Below are 20,968 nucleotides of genomic sequence, written 5' to 3' on the forward strand. Positions count from 1 at the left end.
AGGAAGCATCCTATGGATATGCTTGGCGGACTTTCACCTTCGGAATTTTTAAGGGACTACTGGCAGAAAAAGCCACTGGTCATCCGTCAGGCATTTCCCGGCTTCCAGTGCCCTGTGGATGCCAACGAACTCGCAGGCCTTGCTTGCGAGGAAGGAGTGGAATCGCGCATCGTTATCGAAAACGACAACGGTAAGCCTTGGCAGCTGCATAACGGCCCCTTCCCGGAAAATCACTTTAGCAAACTACCGGCGCAGGACTGGACACTGCTGGTTCAGGGACTGGACCACTGGGTTCCGGAAGTCGCCGATCTGCTTGAGCATTTTCGTTTCGTGCCCAACTGGCGCCTTGACGACATTATGGCCAGCTACGCACCCAAAGGGGGCAGCGTGGGGCCTCACTACGATCAATACGATGTATTCCTGCTACAAGCACAGGGACACAGGCGCTGGACCTTCGGCGGACGCTGCGACCAAACCTCTCCTCGTGTAGAAGGCACGCCTCTACGCATACTTAGCAGTTGGGAAGGTGAAGAAACCGTGACCCTCGAGCCGGGCGATATGCTGTATCTGCCCCCGGGAATTGGTCATCACGGGGTAGCGGAAGACGATTGCATTACCCTCTCGGTAGGCTTCCGTGCGCCGACCATTGACGACCTGCTTACCGGATTCACAGACTTTCTGTGCAACCAACCGGGTGCAGACGAGCATATGAATGATCCGGATCTTCAGGTTCAGGACAACCCGGGCACCATCGCACCCGCCGTGATTGACCGCTTACAAGCCGTTCTTTCAGAAAAGCTTGAGAATAAGCGTCAACTGGCTTTGTGGTTTGGCCAATACGCCACCGCACCGAAAAACATGGATGTAGTTGTGCCTGCCGAGGAGCCAGCTTCAGATGAAGACTTCGCCGCAGCGCTTCGAGCCGGAGAACAGCTACGCTGGAACGAAGGCTCTCGTTTTGCGTACCATGAAGTAGGCGACGAAACCGCCTTGTTCGCAGATGGCGAGCAATTTTTGCTCAAGGGCGATGCTCGTCCGCTAGCGCCGTTACTTTGTGCGGGCTCACGCATAGATATGAGTGCACTGGCACAGTTTGCCGGAGACCCGGCCCTGCTCGGCCTGCTCACAAATCTTTATAATCAGGGTTCTGTGTATTTCGAGTGATGCCATGACCATACGAATTCGCAAATACAGCTGGCAGCTCGCGCCGGGACACATCAGGAGCATCCGCCAAAAGGTTTTTGTTGAAGAGCAAAAGGTACCGCCTGAGCTTGAGTGGGACGATACCGACGAAATTGCCGATCATTTTCTCGCGGTGCTGCCTGACAATACGCCCGCTGGCGTCGCCAGAATGTTCTCGACGCTGAACGAAACCGGACACATCGGTCGAATGGCTATATTGCCGGAATTCCGCGGCCGAGGTATTGGTGAGGCCTTGCTCCAGCACCTGATCATGGAATCCGCCGGGCAGTATCAGGAGCTGAAACTCTCAGCTCAACAACACGCTATTCCGTTCTACCAGCGCGCTGGTTTCCATGTGTGTTCCGGGCCTTACGACGATGCGGGCATACCCCATCTGGATATGCGCTGTTTTGCTCCAACTCTTCTTGCAGCGCAAGCGCAGCCCCATTCCGGGCGGCCAACGCCTCTTTTGCTTGGTGCAGATACAGAATCTTGGCTCTTCGATAGCGAAAGCCATCTTATTGACCTAATGGATTCTATGGTGGGGCAAGCAAGCCAACGGCTGTGGCTGTATGACCGCATACTGGATCACGACCTTTACGATCGCCATAGGTTCCGAGAGCTGGTTTCTGGCCTTGCGCGTCACCACAGGCTCAGCGAAATTCGGCTGTTAATACACGATGACCAACCGCTTGTAAAGCGGCGCCATCAATTGGTCGAATTAATGCGCAGGCTACCCAGCCGCATTGAGTTGAAGCTGGTCAACAATGACTATCCCCACGAAGACCAGCCATTTATCCTCGCAGATCGCGAAGGCATCATATATCGGCACGATTTTACCCAGCCATCAGGGTTTGCGGGCTTTGCTGACGGCGGACGGGTTAAGCTGCTTTCCGAGAATTTCCAGCGTATGTGGGACACAGCGCGCAGCTCCCTTGAGCTGCGCGAGCTACCGATTTAATGGGCGCCTGAAGCAGCATTGCTTGCATCAATGGACTCGAAGCGAGCGCCAAAGGGCGCGAATTCCTCATCCACCTCTTCCGCCACATCTGAAATTAACCGTCGCAACCACTGATGATCCGCGTTGTGCTGTAGCAGCGGGCTCCAAGCCATTTTCAGCTCAAAAGGTGGAATCTCGAAGGGTGGAATCTTCACCACAAGATTTGCATTATCTTTTTGCAACCACGCTGCTCTGGACGGCAACGTGGCGATTAGATCGTGCTGTTCAGCCAAAAGCATAGCCGACTGGTAATGCCGGGTGAATACTGAAATCTGGCGTTTGCTACCCATGCGGGACAAAGCTTCATCAACCCAACCAAGCCGCTGCACGTCTTTCGGGTTTACCCCAACACCAACACCAAAACCGGTTTTACTAACCCATATATGGCTTGCATCCAAATAGGTATCTAAGGTGAACGGCTCTCTGAGTATTGGATTGCGGGCGTTCAACAGGCAGGCAAAATACTCAATCCACAGAGTTTTTTGATGAAAGGACTGAGGGATTTTATCGAAACGGTTGATCGCCATATCCAGACGCCCCTGCTCCACATCCAAAAAGCTCACATCACTCGGAGTCAAAACGTCTAGCGTTACGTGGGGCGCCTCCTGCCGGATACGCCGTAACACCCGTGGCATTAGGCAGGATTCAGCATAATCACTGGCCATAATGCGGAACACCCGCTGGCTTTCCAATGCCGCAAACGGCGTTTTCTCCTGAACTGCTTGCTCAATATCTGAAAGAATAGCTCTCACCAACGGCTGCAATTCCTGAGCGCGTTCGGTAGCCGTCATGCCTTCGCTTGTTCTGACCAATAAAGGGTCACCGAATAAGTCCCGTAAACGGCGCAAGCTATTGCTCATGGCCGGCTGGGTGATGCCGAGGTGGTTGGCGGCTTTGGTTACGTTGCGCTCTCGCAGTAAAACATCAAGATAAACAAGCAGATTGAGATCAATACGTGAAAGGTTCATAAAAACTCCAGTGCACAACGAAAGCCAATGACTCGGCGCAAAACCCGTATACCATTCATCGATTTAATATACAGAAAACCAAAAATTCATGAAATAAATAACAAAACGAACTTTCACATTTGATTTCGGATTCAACTCTGAATATCTGCTAATCTTTCTGATAGTTGCTAGAAATATCGGCAATTCGGGTCAGAATTCTTTAGCAGGCATGACTTGCCCAAAAGCCGGAGTCATTACACAACGAATGAATACCATCACACTTGTTATTGCTTTGGCGGTCATCGTCGCGGCCTCAATTATCGTTATTATGGTCAGCCAAATGCGTGAAAAAGCCCGTATTGAGCGTGCTCGCAAAATCACAGCTCTTGGAGACAGCTATAAACGCTGCGATCGCCTGCTGTCTGAAATCCCCGGGCAATACCTGACACCCGACCTGAAGCTGTTATTGCTAAAGCGTATGGAAGACATCTGCAACGATCTTGTGGGGCTTAAATCCGGCTTGCCCGTTGAACAATGGCGCGAGGCCGCCGTACAAAGAAAAACACTAGTTCGGGAAAATCGGGACGAGGTACGCCCGGTAAAGATCGATTCGGCGGAGAAGTCGAACTACGTTAAAGAATTACTGCAAAACCTGTTCAAGATGATCGAGGCCATGCATAAGAGTGGCCGCATAGATGGTGCAACCGCAAAAAAAAACCTGAAGTATGTTTTGTTTCTGGTGCACAAAACCCACGCGGATCTACACGTCTTTCAAGCGCGGGAGCATATCCGACAAAATCAGACACGCAAAGCCATACACGCCTATCATCTGGCCAGCACAGAAATGGGGAAATCCCGGGATAACCCACTTGCCATGAAAGCCGTAAAAAGCTTCCGCATCCGCATCAAGGAACTCGAGGCCATGAGCTTGGAAGGTAAAGATACCAAGCCTGCGGATTCCGAATCGCAACTCGACAAACAATGGGACAACTTTCTTCATGATGAAGAGTGGAAGAAAAAGGCCGACTACGACTGATAGGTTAAACCGGGCAGCTTAATCACTCCCGAGTACAGGTACAGTGACACCCGTGACCCAAGGCTTCAAACACCGCCTTTCCTACCGACTCACTCGCGATACAGTCCTTATCGCTATGGTGCTGGGTCTTATCTTAAATATTGTGCAAATCACTCTGGACTACTTTGCCGCCCAAAAATCCATGAATGAGGAGGTTCAGGCGCTGATTGAGATTAGTCACAGCCCTGCCTCTCAGATTGCCTACAATATCGACGTACGTTTGGCTGAGGAACTGCTTGACGGTCTCCTAAGACACCCTGCAACTGTTGATGCCAGAATTGTTGATAGCGACGGTAGCACTATGGCGGCCGCGAGCGAAAGTAGTCCTGTATCGCCCTATCGTTGGATAAGCGACGAACTGTTTGGCGAAAGCCGAGTGTTCAGCCGTGAGCTGCAGGTTTCCCAGCTTAACAACCTACCTCTGGGCCAACTTGTAGTAACCGTCGACACCTACCACTACGGCCTGCAATTTTTGGAACGCTCCAGTTACACGTTGATTAGCGGGCTCCTGAAAAGCCTGATTCTCTCGGCATCGCTGCTTGGAATTTTCTATCTAATACTAACGCGACCTATGCTCAGCGTTATTAGCGCCCTAAGTGAGGTTAATACCCGGTCACCAGAAAAAATCCGTTTACCTGTTCCCTCAAGCCATCAGCACGATGAAATAGGCACTATGGTAGGGATTATTAACCAGCATCTGGAAACCATAGACTTCACTTTAGCCCAGCTCCGCATGGCGGAAAGTGCCATGAAAAACTATTCAAGCGAGCTGGAGCACGAAGTCGAGAGCCGAACCCGTGAAATATCCGAAAAGAATCAGGCATTGCAGCGCGGCAACCGAGCGCTGGTAAAAGCCAAAGAAGATGCCATGCGCAGAGCCAGAGCCAGGGCGAACTTTCTGGCCAGTATGAGCCATGAAATACGCACTCCACTAAATGGTGTTCTGGGCATGCTTGGGCTTGCAGTGGAAGCGGAGCAGGATGAATCCAAACGCCAACGCCTTGAAATCGCCTTGTCAGCAGGTGAAAGCCTGCTCGGCATACTCAATGATATTCTGGATATCTCCAAGGTTGAGGCCGGAAAGCTCAATCTAGAAAACATTCCCTTCGATTTACAAGGCTTGATTGAGGAGTGCTCGACTTTGCATACCCATCAAGCGCGCAAGAAAGGCATTGAACTAATCGCAGAGACCGCCCCTGAATTTCCGGAACATTTTTTAGGTGATCCAACACGCATTCGTCAGATTTTAAATAACCTACTAAGCAATGCCGTCAAGTTTACCAACTCCGGCAGTGTGCGCATCACGGCGGAGTATTCCGTGGGTGTTGTAACAATCAAAGTAAGCGATACCGGTATAGGTATGAGTAAGGAAGGCTTGCGCAAGATCTTTTCACCCTTTTCACAGGCTGACACGCAAACCACACGCCTGTATGGCGGCACCGGGCTGGGCCTGACGCTTTGTCGTCAACTGGTTGAGCGCATGCAGGGTGAAATCAAGGTCGATTCGAAGGAACATCAGGGAACCCGCTTCACCGTCACTCTGCCATTACCGGTTCACAGCCATCAGCGCTCAGACCACTCCCACAGGCTGCCCGAGCGGCCCAAGGTACCCGAAGGCTCAGAGCCAGCGCAGGACTCTCTCCGAATACTTCTGGTTGAAGACAACGAAGTGAATCAGATGGTCGCCTGTACACTACTGAAAAAGATGGGGCACCAAGTAGAGATTGCAGAGAACGGCATAGTGGCGATCAAAGCCCTTGAGCAAGAGCATTTCGATCTGGTTCTCATGGACTGCCAAATGCCGGTGATGGACGGTTACGAAACCACTCGCAGCATTCGCAAACATCCTGAGTGGAAGAATCTTCCAATCATTGCCGTTACAGCGAACGTGATGCAAGGAGACCGGGCTGACTGCTTTGCTTGCGGCATGAACGATTATATCACCAAGCCTTACAACCGAACCCAGTTATCCGAGGCGATTACCCGTTGGGCACCTTCTCCCCTTGAATCTCCATAGCCTTTAGCACCGCCTTCAGTTCATTTCTTAGGGCAAGCAAGCGCTCTGGCGCAACATCCAAACCACATAGCAATTTTTGCGGTACCTGTATAGCCAATTCCCTGAGATCGACGCCCTCTTCAGTCAGCGATATGGTCACCACACGTTCGTCAACCAGACTGCGGACCCTGCTAATCAGGCCGCGCTGAGCCAAGCGTTTCAATAGGGGCGTAAGCGTGCCTGAATCAAGCCTCAACCTCGCTCCAAGATCTGAAACCCGGGTAGGCTGATCTGACCGGGCGCGCTCCCACAACACAAGCATCACTAGGTATTGTGGATATGTCAGATCCAACTCGGCGAGCAGCGAGCGATAGCGCGAAGTAACAGCCCGGTTAACGGCATATAAGCTGAAACAGATCTGGTTATCCAATGCGAGTAGATCGTCCAAAACTGTGCCCTACAAAAGCTTTTCGATATCTGCTTTGATATCTTCAGGCTTAGTGGTGGGCGGATAGCGACGCACAACTTTACCATCACGGCTTACTAGAAATTTCGTAAAGTTCCATTTTACTTTCTCAGACCCGAGGAGCCCTTTCGCTTCGGCTTTCAAAAACCGGAAGAGAGGGTGAGCATCCGGCCCATTGACATCAACTTTCGAGAACATCGGAAAGTCCACGCCATAGTTCAAACTACAGAATTCACTGATGGCTTTATCATCGGCAGGATCCTGGTTCAGGAACTGGTTGCAGGGAAACCCAAGCACTTCCAAACCCTTGGCACCAAGTTCTTTGTGCAACGACTGCAAGCCTTCGAATTGCGGCGTTAAACCGCACTTGCTGGCTGTATTCACAATCAAGAGAACCTGCCCCTGATACTCTGCCATCGCTTTTTCGTTACCCTTAATATCTTGAACGGTAAAGTCATAAATTGAATCTGCAGCCACACGCTTCTCCTCAACAAAACTATAACCACCTGTAACTAACAGGCGGATTTTAAATTTTGCACATTTACATCGTGCACAATGTAACTAGAGATTATCGGGTTGGGATTAGCCACGCAACCGATTTTTGGATCAGGGCAGATTCAATATCACTAAGAACTCGGGTGCGTTACTCGGTCAACCAAATACACCAAGCTGTGATAATCCACGCCACTGTGACTGCTCAAACCAATTTCACAGGTTCGGCTGGTTGAGATCCCTTCTGTGCAGTGCTGAGCCGCTGGTTTTAGAGAGCGCAGTGCATGATCGTTTAGTTCTGGTAGAGTGAAACCCTTGTCGCCGGCAAAGCCACAGCAGTGAATATCCTCCGGAACCACCACGTTAGTGCTGCACTTACGTGCAATATCTATGAGCGCCTGCCCTTCGCCCAAGTGTTGAGTGCTGCAGGTAACATGCACCACGACCGATTCAGTCTGCGGTGTGAATTCAAGTCGGTCGAACAGATGGCTGCGAATAAAACGCACCGGGTCGTATATATTCAGGCCGTGATTCTGCTCTTGCAGCAATCTCAGTGCACAGGGGCTGGTATCGCAGTAGATTGGGTCCAATCCATCACGACTGGCCCGCTTCACCGCTGCCAGCATTTCAGTCCGCTTAAGGTCCGCTTGTTGTGGGTAACCTTTAGAGGCAAAAGGCTGGCCGCAGCACAGCGAGTCCATAGCGTCTGGAAACACCACCTCGTAGCCAGCTTTTTCCAACAGCTGACGGGTTTTCGCCAGCAATGGAACTTGCTCGCTGTCGGAACGTGACGGCCCCATGGTGTGGGAAGCGCAGGACGGCAGATATACCACGCGAGGGCGTGTCGTATCGGCCGGCAGTTTTGTGCTTTCCACCCACCTTACCGGTTGCGGCATAGCTGGGTTCCAAGACGGAATGCGACCACCGCTGAGTTTTTTGCTGGTTTCGGTCCAGCGTTGCAAACGCGGTGCGCCCAAGAGGCGGTTTGCGTTATCCGCTGCAGCGAGAACCAACCGAACCCCTTTTAGCGCACTGGAGAAATGCTCTGCTAGCCAGTCTGCGCGCCGATGAGCATGCGCCTGATCGGCACGCAGTTCACGTACCAAATCACCGGTATTAATGCCAACCGGGCAGCGCTGGGCACACAGACCAGTGGCGGCACAGGTGTCTATGCCCTGATACTGGTAGGCTTTTTCCAACTCCCGCGTATCTACGCCCATTCGCTTTTTAGCCTGAATGTCCCGCCAAATCACTATGCGTTGACGTGGGCTCAAGCTTAAGCCATGAGATGGGCATACTGGTTCACAAAAGCCACACTCTATGCATTTGTCGATAATCTCGTTGGCCACCGGTAGCGGTTTAAGATTCTTCAAATGAATATCGGGATCCTTCGACAGCACCACATCCGGATTAAGAATACCCTTTGGGTCCAGCAGGCGCTTTATTTTCCACATCAGTTGATAAGCATCACTGCCCCACTCCAGCTCCACAAACGGCGCCATATTCCGCCCGGTTCCGTGCTCCGCTTTTAACGAGCCACCAAACTCCACGGCCACCATTTGAGCAACTTCACCCATAAATGCTTCGTAACGGGCCACTTGAGTAGGATCTTCAAAGCTCTGGGTAAATACAAAATGCAGGTTACCTTCCAGAGCATGCCCGAACAGGATCGCTTCATGGTAATCGTGTTTTTCAAACAGCTTGGTCAGCCGTTTAACACCTTCGGCCAACCGAGGAATGGGAAAAGTAACATCTTCGATGATTACCGTGGTGCCATTAGGGCGCACCGCGCCAACAGCGGGAAACGTACCTTTGCGAATGGCCCAGAGTTTGTTCGATAGCGTTGCATCTTCGGTGAACGCCACCTGCTTTTCCACCGAGAAAGGTACCAATATCGAGCGCACCCGCTCGATCTGTTCGTGCAGTATCAACTGACTGGCGGCGCGGGTTTCAATCAGCAAGGCACAAGCACCCTGCGAAAGCGCTTTTACCCACTCCGGTAGGCCATCCTGATTTTCCACGGCGCGCATGCTTCGCCGGTCCAGAAGCTCTACCGCATCTACCGGCTGTTGCTTCAGTAGCGGCACAGCACGGCAACATTCTTCTACACTTTCGAACACCACCAAGGCGGTAGCTTTGTAGGGGTATTCTGGCACTGTGTTGTAAGTGACCGAGCTAATGAAGCCCAAAGTACCCTCGGAGCCCACCATCAGGTGGAGCAGAATATCCAGCGGGTCGTCAAAGTCTATCAGGGCGTTCAGTGACAGACCGGTAGTGTTTTTCATCCGGTATTTATGGCGAATACGCTCAGCTAACGGACTGTTGGCTCGAGTGTCACGACCCAACTGTTCCAACTGAGCCAGCAATTCACGGTGACTACTGCGGAAATCTGCCACGCTGTCGGGGTTTTCACTGTCTAGCACCTTGCCATCTGCAAGCACCAGACGCATAGCATGGAGGGTTTGGTAGCTATTTTGGGCGGTGCCACAGCACATTCCACTGGCATTGTTAGCGACAATACCGCCAATTTTACACGCATTGATCGACGCAGGGTCTGGGCCAATTTTGCGCCCCAAGGGTGCCAGCGCGGCATTGGCTTGAGCACCAATAACGCCGGGCTGAAGGCGAATGCGCGAACCATTACCCAAAACATCCCGCTGGCTCCAGCCGTCACCCAATACAATCAGTAGCGAATCGCTAATGGCTTGGCCCGAAAGACTGGTGCCTGCAGCACGAAAAGTCACGGGCACTCCATGTTCGCCAGCCAACCGCAATAGCGCGACAACCTCGTGTTCTGCGTTTACTCGCACGACCAGTTTCGGTATCAAACGGTAGAAACTAGCGTCCGTTCCGAACGCCAATGTCGATAACGGGTCATCAAAACGGCGCGCCGGAGGAATTATTTGATTTACTGCACTCACAAAATCGGCTGACAAGCTCATAACAACCCTCTGGTCACTCATCTATGACTGAACCAACAACTCAGAGCTTGCATCAGCAATAGTGCGCGCTCCAGTTAGCACCATGGCAACGCGCATTTCGTTTTCAATCAGCTTCAGCAGATTGGTAACGCCCGCTTCACCATCGGCAGCCAGCGCATAAATATAGGCGCGTCCTAGCATAGTGCAGTCAGCGCCCAAGGCGAGCATTCGCAGTACATCCAACCCCGTTCGGATACCGGAGTCGACCAATATCTTCATATCACCTTTTACTGCATCTGCTATCGCGGGCAGTGCGCGGCAAGTAGAAAGTGCGCCGTCAAGCTGGCGACCACCATGATTCGATACAATAACGCCATCTGCGCCAAAGCTGCGTGCATCGCGGGCGTCGTCAGGATCCAATATGCCTTTGATAACCATAGGCCCATCCCAGAATTCGCGAATCCATTCAAGATCTTTCCAGCAGATGGACGGATCGAAGTTATCTCCCAGCCAGCCAATGTAGTCCTCAAGGCCCGTCGGGTTGCCCCGATAGGCGGAAATGTTGCCTAGATCATGAGGCTTACCAAGCAAACCTACGTTCAGCGCCCAATGAGGATGGGTCATTGCTTGCAATATGCGCCGAGGCGCTGCATAAGGCCCACTCATGCCGGAGTGAGCATCCCGATAACGAGCGCCCGGCACCGGCATATCCACAGTAAACACCAAGGTTGTTACACCGGCAGCTTTAGCCCGCTCCAGGGCATTGCGCATAAAGCCCCGGTCTTTCAAAACATACAGCTGAAACCACATGGGCCGACTGATGGCTGGGGCTACCTCTTCAATCGGACACACCGAAACCGTCGACATGGTGAACGGCACACCCAAGTTAGCGGCAGCACGGGCAGCCAGAACCTCTCCGCGCCGAGCATACATGCCTGTCAGACCCACCGGAGACAAAGCCACCGGCATAGACAGTGTCTCGTCGAAAAGCTCAGTGGTCAGGTCTAGCTCGGTCATGTCATTCAGGACCCGTTGACGCAGAGCAATCCCCGACAAGTCCTCAACGTTGCGTTTAAGCGTGTGTTCGCTATAGGACCCGCCGTCGATGTAATGAAACAGAAAGGACGGCAGCCTGCGTTTGGCCGCGGCACGGTAATCAGTGGAAGCAGAGATAATCATCAGGCGCTCTCTTTCGTTGATGCGAACCAGCACTGCGAAAAGAAAATTGGTAATACCAATTTACAAATCAATGTTTATAGGTTAAAAAACAATCAAGCACTATGTCAAACAAAACCGACTTATCATTGGTCTATAGTGTGATGCTGGCGCATTAAAGCTACAGCCCCAAAATTAAGTCCAAAAGATTTTTGGTCTTACCAAAATCAAGGTAGGTGATAATGTCACTAATTCAACAGCGCAGACTGTCAGACACCATCGTCGAACGGTTGGAGACCATGATTCTGGAGGGAGCCCTAAAACCCGGCGAACGCCTGCCCCCGGAGCGGGTGTTGGCTGATCAGTTTGGCGTATCACGCCCTTCATTAAGGGAAGGCGTTCAAAAGCTTGTGGCAAAAGGTCTTCTGGTGAGCCGCCAAGGCGGCGGTAATTTCGTCAGCGAAAAACTCGGTTCCAGTTTCAGCGATCCATTACTGACCCTGATGGAAAACAGCCCGGAAGTGCACAAAGACTTGCTTGAGTTTCGACATACACTGGAAGCGGATTGCGCATACTACGCCGCCTTGCGTGCGACTGATCTTGATCGCCAACATCTGCAAGCAGCCTTTGACGACCTTCATGCCTGCTATAGCGCAAGCCCCCACTCCAGCGAGGCACGCGCCAAAGAAAGCGCCGCAGACGCCCGGTTTCACATGGCCATCGCGGAAGCCAGTCACAACATGGTTCTACTCCACACCATGCGCGGACTACTCGATACGCTTAAACGTAATGTGGCCACCAATATTGGCGGCATGTATCAATTACGGGATGAAGCGCGCGAACGGCTGGTGAATCAGCACTTTGAGCTGTTTACCGCGATCATGGAAAACCAACCCGACGAAGCTCGACGCATCGCCGGTGAGCACATTAGCTATGTACAGGAAGTATTGGCACACAGCCTTGAAGCAGAAACCAGAACAGCCCGAGCGGAGCGCCATCGCTTTCTGGATGAATTCGCTAAAGGGCAATCACCACTCAAGAAATAGCAAGGCGCTTCGCCAAAGAAGCGCACTCAAAATCTAACAGTTTAAAAACTCTCAATAAGCTCCCAATCGCCTTTTCGGTTTACCGATAAAACAAATAGTCGCATATTAAAATAATCCCCACCGGTCACATGATCACGCACAACCACAATAATATCGCTGATATCGTCACCATTGAAATCTCCATTCCCTAAAACATCAACCTCTTTAAATCCTTCATCATTAAAATAAGTAGCCTTTTCCTCTGACTCCTTTTCAAATCTATCAATGGGCATAACATCACCCCACGTCCTAAAATTAGAATTATCACTAATTCTTTTTGATTCCAGAGTAGATATCGTCAGAGCGATTTCCTTTGGCCAAACATTCGGCAAAAATTCATCAAGAATAATATCCGGAATAAAACTATACTTTGCGGAGTCTGCATTAATAAATAACCGTGTCGCCTCACACATAACCTTCAACTCAAGATAGGCGGTCATTTCATTATCTTTTATCGTTTGAGTCTTCGGCCCATACTCGTTAAATAAATCCTCACAAGATGACAAAAACACCTTCTCTCCTTTTTTACTCTTGACACCGACACTGGCATACCACGGAGTGCTGATCAGATCCGGAAAATTGCGAATATCAGTTATAGAATCATACGAAGGATCAACAAGTTCTGGCATGGTAAACGCCGGACTCCAACTAACTGGAGTATTCCCCTTAACTCCATTTGACTCACGAACAGCACAACCAAAAAACACCATGCATGTCATAAAAACAACTGAGATTCGAGCGCAAATTAGCAATGATAGGTTCATAGGTCCACCGGGATTTATGGTTTTAACGATAACTTTGCGTTCTTTGCAGCGCTCTCGAATAACCCTCTCACGTATTTATTCCTTTCTGCTGATATAGGGTATTTTCGATTTGATTCTTTTGCAGCTACTGCCCAATCTTTCGCCTTCACAGCTTTTGTAAATTTTGGCCAATTACTTCTTAGATCAGTCATTCCAACGTTGAATATTATATCAAACAATGCAAGCCTTACTTCACTTGGGTATTTTGAAAAATCAGAAAAAAGTCTTTTCAACTCAATTTCGAAACTATCTATATGATTATTTGTTAGTAAGTCTATATCGAATGAGGAAATTTGGAGACTTGTATATTTTTTATAAAAAGAGGCTAATCGATTCTTTGATTGTTTTTTTACTGTCTCGTAGTCAGTTCTAACCTCATCTTTAGATGCCCTAACATTACCATTTTTGAAATTCAACTTTTGCGCGCTTGCGAGATCCTTGAGCAAATGCCCAACTCCCACTGTGACAAAACCTTTTGAGTCAAGATACATATGGCTAACTTTACCTTCGTATTTTTCCATTTTTGCTCGCAGAGTAGCCTTCTCTATTGCAGACGCCATATATAAATCCTACTTGATCGTGTTGGGAGATGAACTAAAGCAGAGAGACAGAGGCTGAGCGTCACTAAATTCGACAACGAGGTAAGGTTGGGTTGCTACTGCAGTCACGACACTTTCCTTGTGTTGAAATCGAGATATGACAGTCCGATGTCACTACCAGCCGCAATCATCAGTAATAGCGGTAGTGCCTGTCAACTGTCTTAATTTTGGACACAGCGTAGCTAAATGCTCAGAGAACTTGCCATAATTCATCACAATTACCCTATTGCCGTAGCCCTCGCCTCCGCTAGAATAGTCGCTTGCCTGAATTGCAGGTGCCTGTTTTACGTTTACTGACTGAGGAAGCCCGGGTCTTATGCAGAACTACTACAAATCCGCCAAGCTGGATAACGTGTGTTACGAAATACGTGGCGTAGTGATGCGTGAAGCGCGTCGGCTGGAAGAAGAAGGCCACCGGGTACTTAAACTCAACATCGGCAACCCTGCAGCGTTTGAGCTGGACGTTCCTGAGGAAATTCAGCAGGATGTCATCTATAACATGCATCAGGCGCAGGGCTATGTGGAGTCTAAGGGCCTGTTTTCGGCCCGCAAAGCAGTGATGCATTACTGCCAGCAGAGAGGTATCGACAAGGTCGATATCGACGATATCTTTCTGGGCAACGGCGTCAGCGAACTGATCGTGATGTCGATGCAAGCCATGCTCAATACCGGCGACGAAGTACTTATACCAGCCCCGGATTACCCTCTCTGGACAGCCGCTGTAACACTCTCTAGCGGTAAGCCCGTGCACTATCGCTGCGACGAAGAGCAGAACTGGTTTCCAGACATTGATGATATCCGTAAAAAAATCACGCGTCGCACCCGCGCCATTGTACTGATCAACCCCAACAACCCTACAGGCGCGGTTTATAGCCAAGAGCTTCTTGAACAGGTTATTGAGTTAGCTCGCAAGCACAATCTGATCGTTCTATCTGACGAGATTTACGACAAAATTTTATATGACGGCACCCAGCACGTCTCCACAGCATCGCTGGCCGACGATGTGCTGTTTTTCACCTACAACGGGCTGTCAAAGAATTATCGGGCTGCAGGCTATCGTTCCGGCTGGATGATTATTAGCGGCGCAAAACACCGGGCTAAAGATCTGATTGAAGGCATAGACATGCTTTCGAACATGCGCCTGTGTGCCAACGTTCCAGCGCAACTGGCGATACAAACAGCGCTGGGCGGCTACCAATCGATTAACGATTTGGTGGCCCCTGAAGGCAGGCTTTATGAACAGCGGGAAACCGCCTGGCGAATGCTCAATGATATTCCCGGGGTTAGCTGTGTGAAGCCTCAGGGCGCTCTGTACCTGTTCCCCAGACTGGACCCGAAAAAATTCCCGGTCGCAAATGACGAAAAGCTGGTTCTAGATTTACTATTGCAGGAGAAAATCCTTCTGGTACAAGGCTCCGCCTTCAACATTGATGACAAACAACACCTTCGAGTTGTCTTCCTGCCCCGCAAAGATACCCTTGAAGACGCAATGGGAAGACTTGGCAATTTTTTGGCTAACTACCAACAGTGAAGCGCACCGACAATAAAATGCACAGGCAGGACGGATTCGCTCATGGCCGACATCCACATTGAAGAGTTTTACAAAGATGCAGCCATAGCTCTGGTTCAACTTTACGGAGCTTTTCCGCGACGGGTAAATTTGTTCGTAGAGGATATCGCTGGCCCAGACGAGCCGGATGAGTTTGGCTTACACAGCAAGCGCCATATGGCCTGCTTTGGCACACTGTTATGGCTGGCAGAAGAAGGGTTTCTCCGATACGTTGACACCATCCGGCAAGAGGCCCTTGATCAAGCAGTGCTTACTCAAGAGGCCTTCATACGCCTCAGCTCGCCTGCGCCCGACGCGCTCGTTCAAGAGCTGAGCCACCCGGATGACCTCGCTGTAGAGCCTTTGCCGCCGTCTTTAAGGGAAGATATCTCAAGTCACATTCATCTGGTGCGAACTGCACTTAAAAGTCGCCACTCCCTGCGCATTGGTCATGCTGTTCGTGCGACTCTCTTCGCCAGCAAGTAAACTTGGCAAGTCAATGCCTTATAAAAGCAAAACGGGGGCTTAAAGCCCCGTCCATTCACAGCAACCAATTATATTTTCAGCTTAAAACCGATAGCACGAAAGCTGTCCTGCAAGGATTTGCTCGTACCTTTGAGCTGCACTTTTAAGCTTGAGCACTCCCGCCGCACAGGGTAGTCGCGACGCAGACTATCAAAAGCCTTGCCACGGTCATCAACTGAGGGTTTCTTCATTGCATTGCGCAAGCGCGCATCATCCTGACGCGGGTCATAACAGGCTCTCAATGCAATTCGGACTGCCGCATGTTCGTCGGCAGCGCTCGTGAAAGACACTTTGCTTAGCGCCGGTTCGGGAAGAAACTGCCCAGCCTTTTTTCGCGTTGGTAGGCCGAGAAACTGGCATGCAGCCTGATAAATCATCTCTGTTCCTTGCACCTTGCCCTCTAAGCTATAACCGGCAATGTGGGGCGTGGCCAACCAAACTTTACTCACCAGATCCGGGTTTATCCTTGGCTCCTGCTCCCAAACATCGAGAGCGACCAAGGGTGCGTTTGCACCCGCCAGACACTTCCCAAGTGCAGCACTGTCAATCACCTCGCCACGCCCGGAATTAATAAGAAGCTGTTCCGAGTTCATCCCGGCAAGTTGCTGTTCACCGACCATATGATAGGTTTGATAAGCCGAGTCACGGGTCAGTGGGGTGTGCAGGGAAACAACATCGCAAGCCAACGCCTCATCCAAACCGACAAACTTATTTTCGCTCTCAGGTTCACGATCGGCCCTTGGAGGGTCGCAAAGTTTGACGGTAAAGCCTAGGCGGAACAGCTTTTCTGCAAGCTCACCCCCAACATTACCTACGCCGACAATGCCAACGCTGAGCTGTGACCAGTCGTCCAATGCGCGGCGCTCTGCATACAAAGACAAAACCGCAAGAACATAATCCACAACGCTATTGGCATTACATCCTGGCGCGGCAGAAAACCGAATACCCTTTTCCTCAAGCCAACCAAGATCTACATGGTCGGTTCCTATGGTCGCGGTGCCGACAAAGCGCACCCGGCTGCCTTCAAGCAGATCGCTGCCCACCCGAGTGACGGACCGAACCAGCAGCACATCAGCATCTTTAACATCATCGGAACTCATAGTACGCCCGGAGACGCGGCGGATTTCACCTATGTCACCGAAAAATGCGTCTAAAAGTGGAATGTTCTCATCTGCGACAATCAACATGCGAAAGCTCCGCCCTATCAGTTCCTGCGTGGACGTGGGCCACTGCGACCGCCCGGACTCCGGCCACCCGCTCCTTGCGACGGACGACGGCCACGCTTACGGGTAATCGGCGGGTTAGGCATTTCAGCCATCAACTCTTCTTCGGGCACGGTTGTTTTCAGTTTCTGGCCGATATATTTCTCGATGGCCGGAAGGCCGAAGGAATCATCCTCACCCGCAAAACTGACTGACACGCCAGTTTTGCCAGCCCGACCGGTACGCCCGATTCGATGCACGTAATCTTCAGCGCTATCTGGTAGGTTATAATTGAATACATGGGTAACGCCATTCACATGGATTCCGCGCCCAGCAACATCCGTAGCCACCAGCACCTGAATGCTGCCCGCTTTGAACTGATCAAGCGTTTTCAGGCGCTTTGCCTGAGCAATCTCTCCAGACATAAGTGCAACTTTAACGCCTTGGTTGCGCAAATCCTCTTCAAGATCCCTGCACTGATCACGGCGATTGGCGAACACCAACGCTTTTTCAACCTCAGGACGCTTGAGATAGTTTACGAGCACTGGCAACTTTTCGTCATCACCGACCATGTAAACCGTTTGCTCGACCCGTTCAGCGGTTTTCTGTTCCGGCTCAATTTCCACAAACTCGGCATTACTGGTCCACATCGACGCAAGGTTCAGAACGTCTTGATTGAACGTAGCACTGAATAGCAGCGTCTGGCGCTCATCTTTGGGTGTGCACTTGCGGATAATGCGCTTAACGTCTGGTATAAAGCCCATATCCAGCATCCGATCCGCCTCATCCAGAATGAGGATGTCGAGCTGATCGAGAAACACATCCTGAGAGCCGAGAAAATCAATCAAACGGCCCGGGGTGGCCACCAGAATATCAACGATTCCGTTGTGCAGCTGTTCCCGCTGCTTGTCGTAGTGCATTCCGCCCACAACAGTAACGACGTTATGGCCGGTGTGCTTGCATAGTTCTTCCGCATCCTTGGCTATTTGCATGGCCAATTCACGGGTTGGCGCCAACGCAAGCACACGAGGTTCCGACGCAAACCGGTCTCCCTCCGGTATAGGAGTCTCCAACAAGCTCTGAATAGCGGTAATAAGGAAAGCGGCGGTTTTGCCGGTACCTGTCTGGGCCTGGCCAATCAAGTCTTCACATGCCAGCGTCCAGGGCAAGGTTTCAGCCTGTATTGGTGTGCAGTATTCAAAACCAATGGCAGCAATGGCGTCCAATAGGCGCTTGTCCAGATTCAGGTCAGTGAATCTTAGATCGCCGGTGTGCTTTGGGTCAGATGTCATGGAGTCTCAGTTTGCCTCATAATGTTCTTTTGCAAAGAATAACGGAACCACGCGCCTAGCGTCTTCGCGCCAAGCTTTACTGAAGCTTGCGCCAGTCCCGTAAAACGATTTAAGCGTATCAAAAAAGGCCTGCGCCCGCTCTGGAAGGCCGTCACACAGATAATCCTCCGCCTGCGCCAGCACACTGCACCGAAAGCCGTGCTCATCAGATGCGCCGCCTCCGGAGAGGTTGTCTACGCTAATATGAAAGCGTGAGCCTGCAGCCACGGAGAACAGCCATTCAATCGCTTGCGGCTTTACTTCAACCTGCTCAAAAGCCTTTTGTTGCGCAGATGTTCGGCCATCAGGACAGTACCAATAACCGTAATCGTGGAGTGTGCGCCGATGCTCACCTGCAATGCACCAATGGCTGATTTCATGAAGCGCGCTGGAATAATAGCCGTGGGCAAAAACAACCTGCGCAACGTCATCAGCACCGCCTGCCGGCAGGTATTCAGGTTCTTTGCCGCCTTTGACCAACATTGTCCGAAATGCTTCCCGGAACAGGCCATTAAACAACATGATAAGATCGTTGGGACTGTGATTCATTGGGAAGCTATTGTGCGACTTTAACGCGCCCAATGCCAGAGGGAACTTTCTAGGGGCCACTGTGTCCACTCACTCGCCAGCATCTATCGGGGGCCCGACATACTTTGTATGATCGAGCCCTTTCTCTACCAAGACATTTACCGGGAAACTGTGTACTCAATGACAGCCCTATCCATCGCATCCGGCAACGCTCGCCACAACATCTCTCTGGCAAGCCTGTTTATTCTTGTGCTGCTGATAATCACTGCAACCCCATCCTGGGCTGTTGGCAGCAGCAACTCTCTTTTTGGTGGCCAGACCAGCCAGTTTTTCCCTGTAGACAAGGCTCTTCCTTTCAGCCACACCACAGATGACGATGCGATCGTCTTATTCTGGGACATAGCACCCAAACACTATTTATACCGAGACCGCATCAGTATTAAGGCGTTAGATGAGGGCGCCAGTGCTGGCGTACCCATCTATTCCAGCCCGGGCACTGAGATCGAAGACGAGTACTTCGGTAAAACCAGTGTCTTTTTCGACCCTATTGAAGCCCGTGTTCCGGTAACTCTTCCGGACAATACACGGGAAGCCCGTTTTGAAGTCACCTACCAAGGCTGTGCCGAAGCGGGCCTTTGCTACCCGCCGCAGACCCGCGAGGTATTGTTTTACCAAAGCCAGAACTCAGGGCCCGGCGCACAGTCACCGGAAAGCGCCGATTCAGGGTTGACGGGCACCTCCCCCAAGATAGACACCAGCTCTGCCACCGGGCTTGCGGGGTTTCTGGCTGAGCAGTCAACTTTGATGATTGCTGGCCTCTTCCTGCTGTTGGGCTTAGGCCTGACTTTCACCCCCTGCGTGCTGCCAATGGTTCCGATTATTTCGTCATTGGTGTCCAACCAGAACACCAAAACCACCGGGCAAGCACTGTTGCTTGCCAGCAGCTATGTTTTGGGCATGGCACTTACCTATGCGGCGGCTGGCGTTCTTACCGGGCTTTTGGGGGCTAGCTTCAACCTGCAAGCACAGCTTCAATCTCCTTGGGTTCTGAGCGTATTTGCGCTGATGTTTGTGGTGTTTGCGCTGTCTATGTTCGATTTGTTCGAAATACAGCTTCCGCGGTTTATCCGAGAGCCCCTGAATGACGCAAGCCAACGACTAACCGGCGGCCGTGTTATCAGCGTGTTTGGCATAGGCGCCCTTTCCGCTCTGGTTGTATCTCCCTGCGTATCTGCCCCGCTTGCTGGCAGCCTTCTCTACATATCCACAACACAGGATGCGTTCATCGGAGGCATAGCACTCTTTGCCCTTGGTCTGGGCATGGGCGTCCCTCTTATTCTGGTCGCTGTAGGTGGGCGCAAGCTTCTGCCAACCACAGGGCACTGGATGACCACGGTCAAGCATTTCTACGGAGTAATGCTGATTGCCGTTGCTATATGGCTGGTTGAGCGTCTGGTGCCAGGCTGGGTTGGGCTTACACTTTGGGGTGTACTGATTGCCATCACTGGCGTACAACTGGGCGCTTTCGACGCAGCAAAAGCGGGCTGGGAGCGAACTCGCAAAGGTCTGGGACTGATCTTTTTTGCCTATGGCCTAGCATTGCTGGCAGGAGCCGTTGCCGGTGCAAATGATCCACTCGCGCCGCTGGATCCTTTCGTCGCCAAGGCAAGCTCCTCTGGCATCCAAGTGAGTCAAGCCGGGTATGGCGATGACCACGGAGGATTCAACCGGGTGGAGGCACCTTCCGATATTAAAGATATGCTCTTGAAAGCCCGTGAAGAGGGCCGCCCGGTAATGCTGGATTTCTACGCAGATTGGTGCATTTCCTGCAAAGTCATGGAGCGCAACGTGTTCAGCAAAGCCGACGTGGCCGCCTTACTCAGCCCCTTCACTCTGATACAAATTGATATGACCGACAATACACCCGCGCAGCAGGCAATGCTCGATGAACTAGGCTTGTTCGGCCCCCCCGCCATTCTATTCTACAACAGCAGTGGAGAGGAGATGACACAACAGCGAGTTTTGGGCGAAATGAATCGCAACCAGTTTATGGACCATGTAAACGGCCTTATGCCGTCCATCTGACGGCATAAACACGAGGCAGAACCGTAA

At 51.3% G+C, this 20,968-nt stretch carries 18 protein-coding genes; 8 read left to right on the top strand and 10 right to left on the bottom strand.

Annotated features, from left to right (window positions below):
- Positions 1–12: 12 nt before the first annotated feature.
- Together KO508_RS15300 and KO508_RS15305 are read left to right on the top strand one after the other, a co-directional pair.
- Entirely contained in the window at positions 13–1,164 is a 1,152-nt protein-coding gene (locus KO508_RS15300; RefSeq protein WP_216009163.1) for a cupin domain-containing protein, read from the top strand.
- 4 nt (positions 1,165–1,168) lie between these two features.
- Positions 1,169–2,143, top strand: coding sequence for a GNAT family N-acetyltransferase (locus KO508_RS15305; RefSeq protein ID WP_216009164.1), 975 nt, complete (start codon positions 1,169–1,171; stop codon positions 2,141–2,143).
- Here KO508_RS15305 and KO508_RS15310 read toward each other — a convergent pair.
- Positions 2,140–3,150: a LysR family transcriptional regulator gene (locus KO508_RS15310; RefSeq protein ID WP_216009165.1), complete on the bottom strand. Its 1,011-nt coding sequence runs from the start codon at positions 3,148–3,150 to the stop codon at positions 2,140–2,142. The genes KO508_RS15305 and KO508_RS15310 overlap by 4 nt on opposite strands.
- A 244-nt stretch (positions 3,151–3,394) precedes the next feature.
- Here KO508_RS15310 and KO508_RS15315 point away from each other — a divergent pair, with 244 nt between their 5' ends.
- Entirely contained in the window at positions 3,395–4,165 is a 771-nt protein-coding gene (locus tag KO508_RS15315) for a hypothetical protein (protein ID WP_216009166.1), read from the top strand.
- A gap of 52 nt (positions 4,166–4,217) precedes the next feature.
- Entirely contained in the window at positions 4,218–6,221 is a 2,004-nt protein-coding gene (locus tag KO508_RS15320; RefSeq protein ID WP_354668058.1) for an ATP-binding protein, read from the top strand.
- Here KO508_RS15320 and KO508_RS15325 read toward each other — a convergent pair.
- The 4 genes from KO508_RS15325 to lldD all read right to left on the bottom strand — a co-directional run bounded on the left by KO508_RS15325 (position 6,184) and on the right by lldD (position 11,258).
- Entirely contained in the window at positions 6,184–6,648 is a 465-nt protein-coding gene (locus KO508_RS15325; RefSeq protein WP_216009167.1) for a MarR family winged helix-turn-helix transcriptional regulator, read from the bottom strand. The genes KO508_RS15320 and KO508_RS15325 overlap by 38 nt on opposite strands.
- A 9-nt stretch (positions 6,649–6,657) precedes the next feature.
- Positions 6,658–7,143 (bottom strand): glutathione peroxidase, encoded by a 486-nt coding sequence (locus tag KO508_RS15330; RefSeq protein WP_216009168.1) that lies wholly within the window; start codon positions 7,141–7,143, stop codon positions 6,658–6,660.
- Between the two features lie 149 nt (positions 7,144–7,292).
- The gene (locus KO508_RS15335; protein WP_216009169.1) at positions 7,293–10,100 is read right to left on the bottom strand and encodes an FAD-binding and (Fe-S)-binding domain-containing protein; all 2,808 of its coding nucleotides are present in this window, start codon (positions 10,098–10,100) and stop codon (positions 7,293–7,295) included.
- Positions 10,101–10,121: 21 nt separating this feature from the next.
- Positions 10,122–11,258, bottom strand: a complete 1,137-nt coding sequence (lldD, locus tag KO508_RS15340) for an FMN-dependent L-lactate dehydrogenase LldD (RefSeq protein ID WP_216009170.1) — start codon at positions 11,256–11,258, stop codon at positions 10,122–10,124.
- A gap of 218 nt (positions 11,259–11,476) precedes the next feature.
- On the opposite strand from lldD, the gene KO508_RS15345 reads away from it, so the two are divergent.
- The gene (locus KO508_RS15345) at positions 11,477–12,280 is read left to right on the top strand and encodes a GntR family transcriptional regulator (RefSeq protein WP_252738156.1); all 804 of its coding nucleotides are present in this window, start codon (positions 11,477–11,479) and stop codon (positions 12,278–12,280) included.
- A 41-nt stretch (positions 12,281–12,321) separates the two neighbouring features.
- Here KO508_RS15345 and KO508_RS15350 read toward each other — a convergent pair whose 3' ends face one another.
- Positions 12,322–12,948, bottom strand: coding sequence for a hypothetical protein (locus KO508_RS15350; RefSeq protein WP_216009172.1), 627 nt, complete (start codon positions 12,946–12,948; stop codon positions 12,322–12,324).
- 149 nt (positions 12,949–13,097) lie between these two features.
- Positions 13,098–13,682 carry a glycoside hydrolase family protein gene (locus KO508_RS15355; protein WP_216009173.1) on the bottom strand — a complete coding sequence of 195 codons (585 nt, stop codon included), beginning with the start codon at positions 13,680–13,682 and terminating at the stop codon, positions 13,098–13,100.
- 355 nt (positions 13,683–14,037) lie between these two features.
- Between KO508_RS15355 and KO508_RS15360 the strand changes: the two genes are divergently transcribed.
- Together KO508_RS15360 and KO508_RS15365 are read left to right on the top strand one after the other, a co-directional pair.
- Positions 14,038–15,252: a pyridoxal phosphate-dependent aminotransferase gene (locus KO508_RS15360; RefSeq protein ID WP_216009174.1), complete on the top strand. Its 1,215-nt coding sequence runs from the start codon at positions 14,038–14,040 to the stop codon at positions 15,250–15,252.
- A 42-nt stretch (positions 15,253–15,294) separates the two neighbouring features.
- A complete protein-coding gene (locus KO508_RS15365) occupies positions 15,295–15,756 on the top strand; it encodes a hypothetical protein (protein ID WP_216009175.1) in 462 nt (153 codons plus the stop codon).
- Positions 15,757–15,824: 68 nt separating this feature from the next.
- Here KO508_RS15365 and pdxB read toward each other — a convergent pair whose 3' ends face one another.
- Genes pdxB through KO508_RS15380 form a run of 3 tightly spaced genes read right to left on the bottom strand, consistent with a single transcriptional unit; the run spans position 15,825 to position 18,877 of the window.
- Positions 15,825–16,982: a 4-phosphoerythronate dehydrogenase PdxB gene (gene pdxB / locus KO508_RS15370; protein WP_216009176.1), complete on the bottom strand. Its 1,158-nt coding sequence runs from the start codon at positions 16,980–16,982 to the stop codon at positions 15,825–15,827.
- A 17-nt stretch (positions 16,983–16,999) separates the two neighbouring features.
- Entirely contained in the window at positions 17,000–18,289 is a 1,290-nt protein-coding gene (locus tag KO508_RS15375) for a DEAD/DEAH box helicase (RefSeq protein WP_216009177.1), read from the bottom strand.
- 6 nt (positions 18,290–18,295) lie between these two features.
- A complete protein-coding gene (locus tag KO508_RS15380; RefSeq protein ID WP_216009785.1) occupies positions 18,296–18,877 on the bottom strand; it encodes an elongation factor P hydroxylase in 582 nt (193 codons plus the stop codon).
- A 159-nt stretch (positions 18,878–19,036) separates the two neighbouring features.
- On the opposite strand from KO508_RS15380, the gene dsbD reads away from it, so the two are divergent.
- Complete coding sequence (gene dsbD / locus KO508_RS15385) at positions 19,037–20,941, top strand: protein-disulfide reductase DsbD (RefSeq protein WP_216009178.1); 1,905 nt, start codon at positions 19,037–19,039, stop codon at positions 20,939–20,941.
- Positions 20,942–20,968: the final 27 nt, after the last annotated feature.

This window comes from Marinobacter salexigens (genome assembly GCF_018860765.1).
Taxonomy (GTDB): Bacteria; Pseudomonadota; Gammaproteobacteria; order Pseudomonadales; family Oleiphilaceae; genus Marinobacter; species Marinobacter salexigens_A.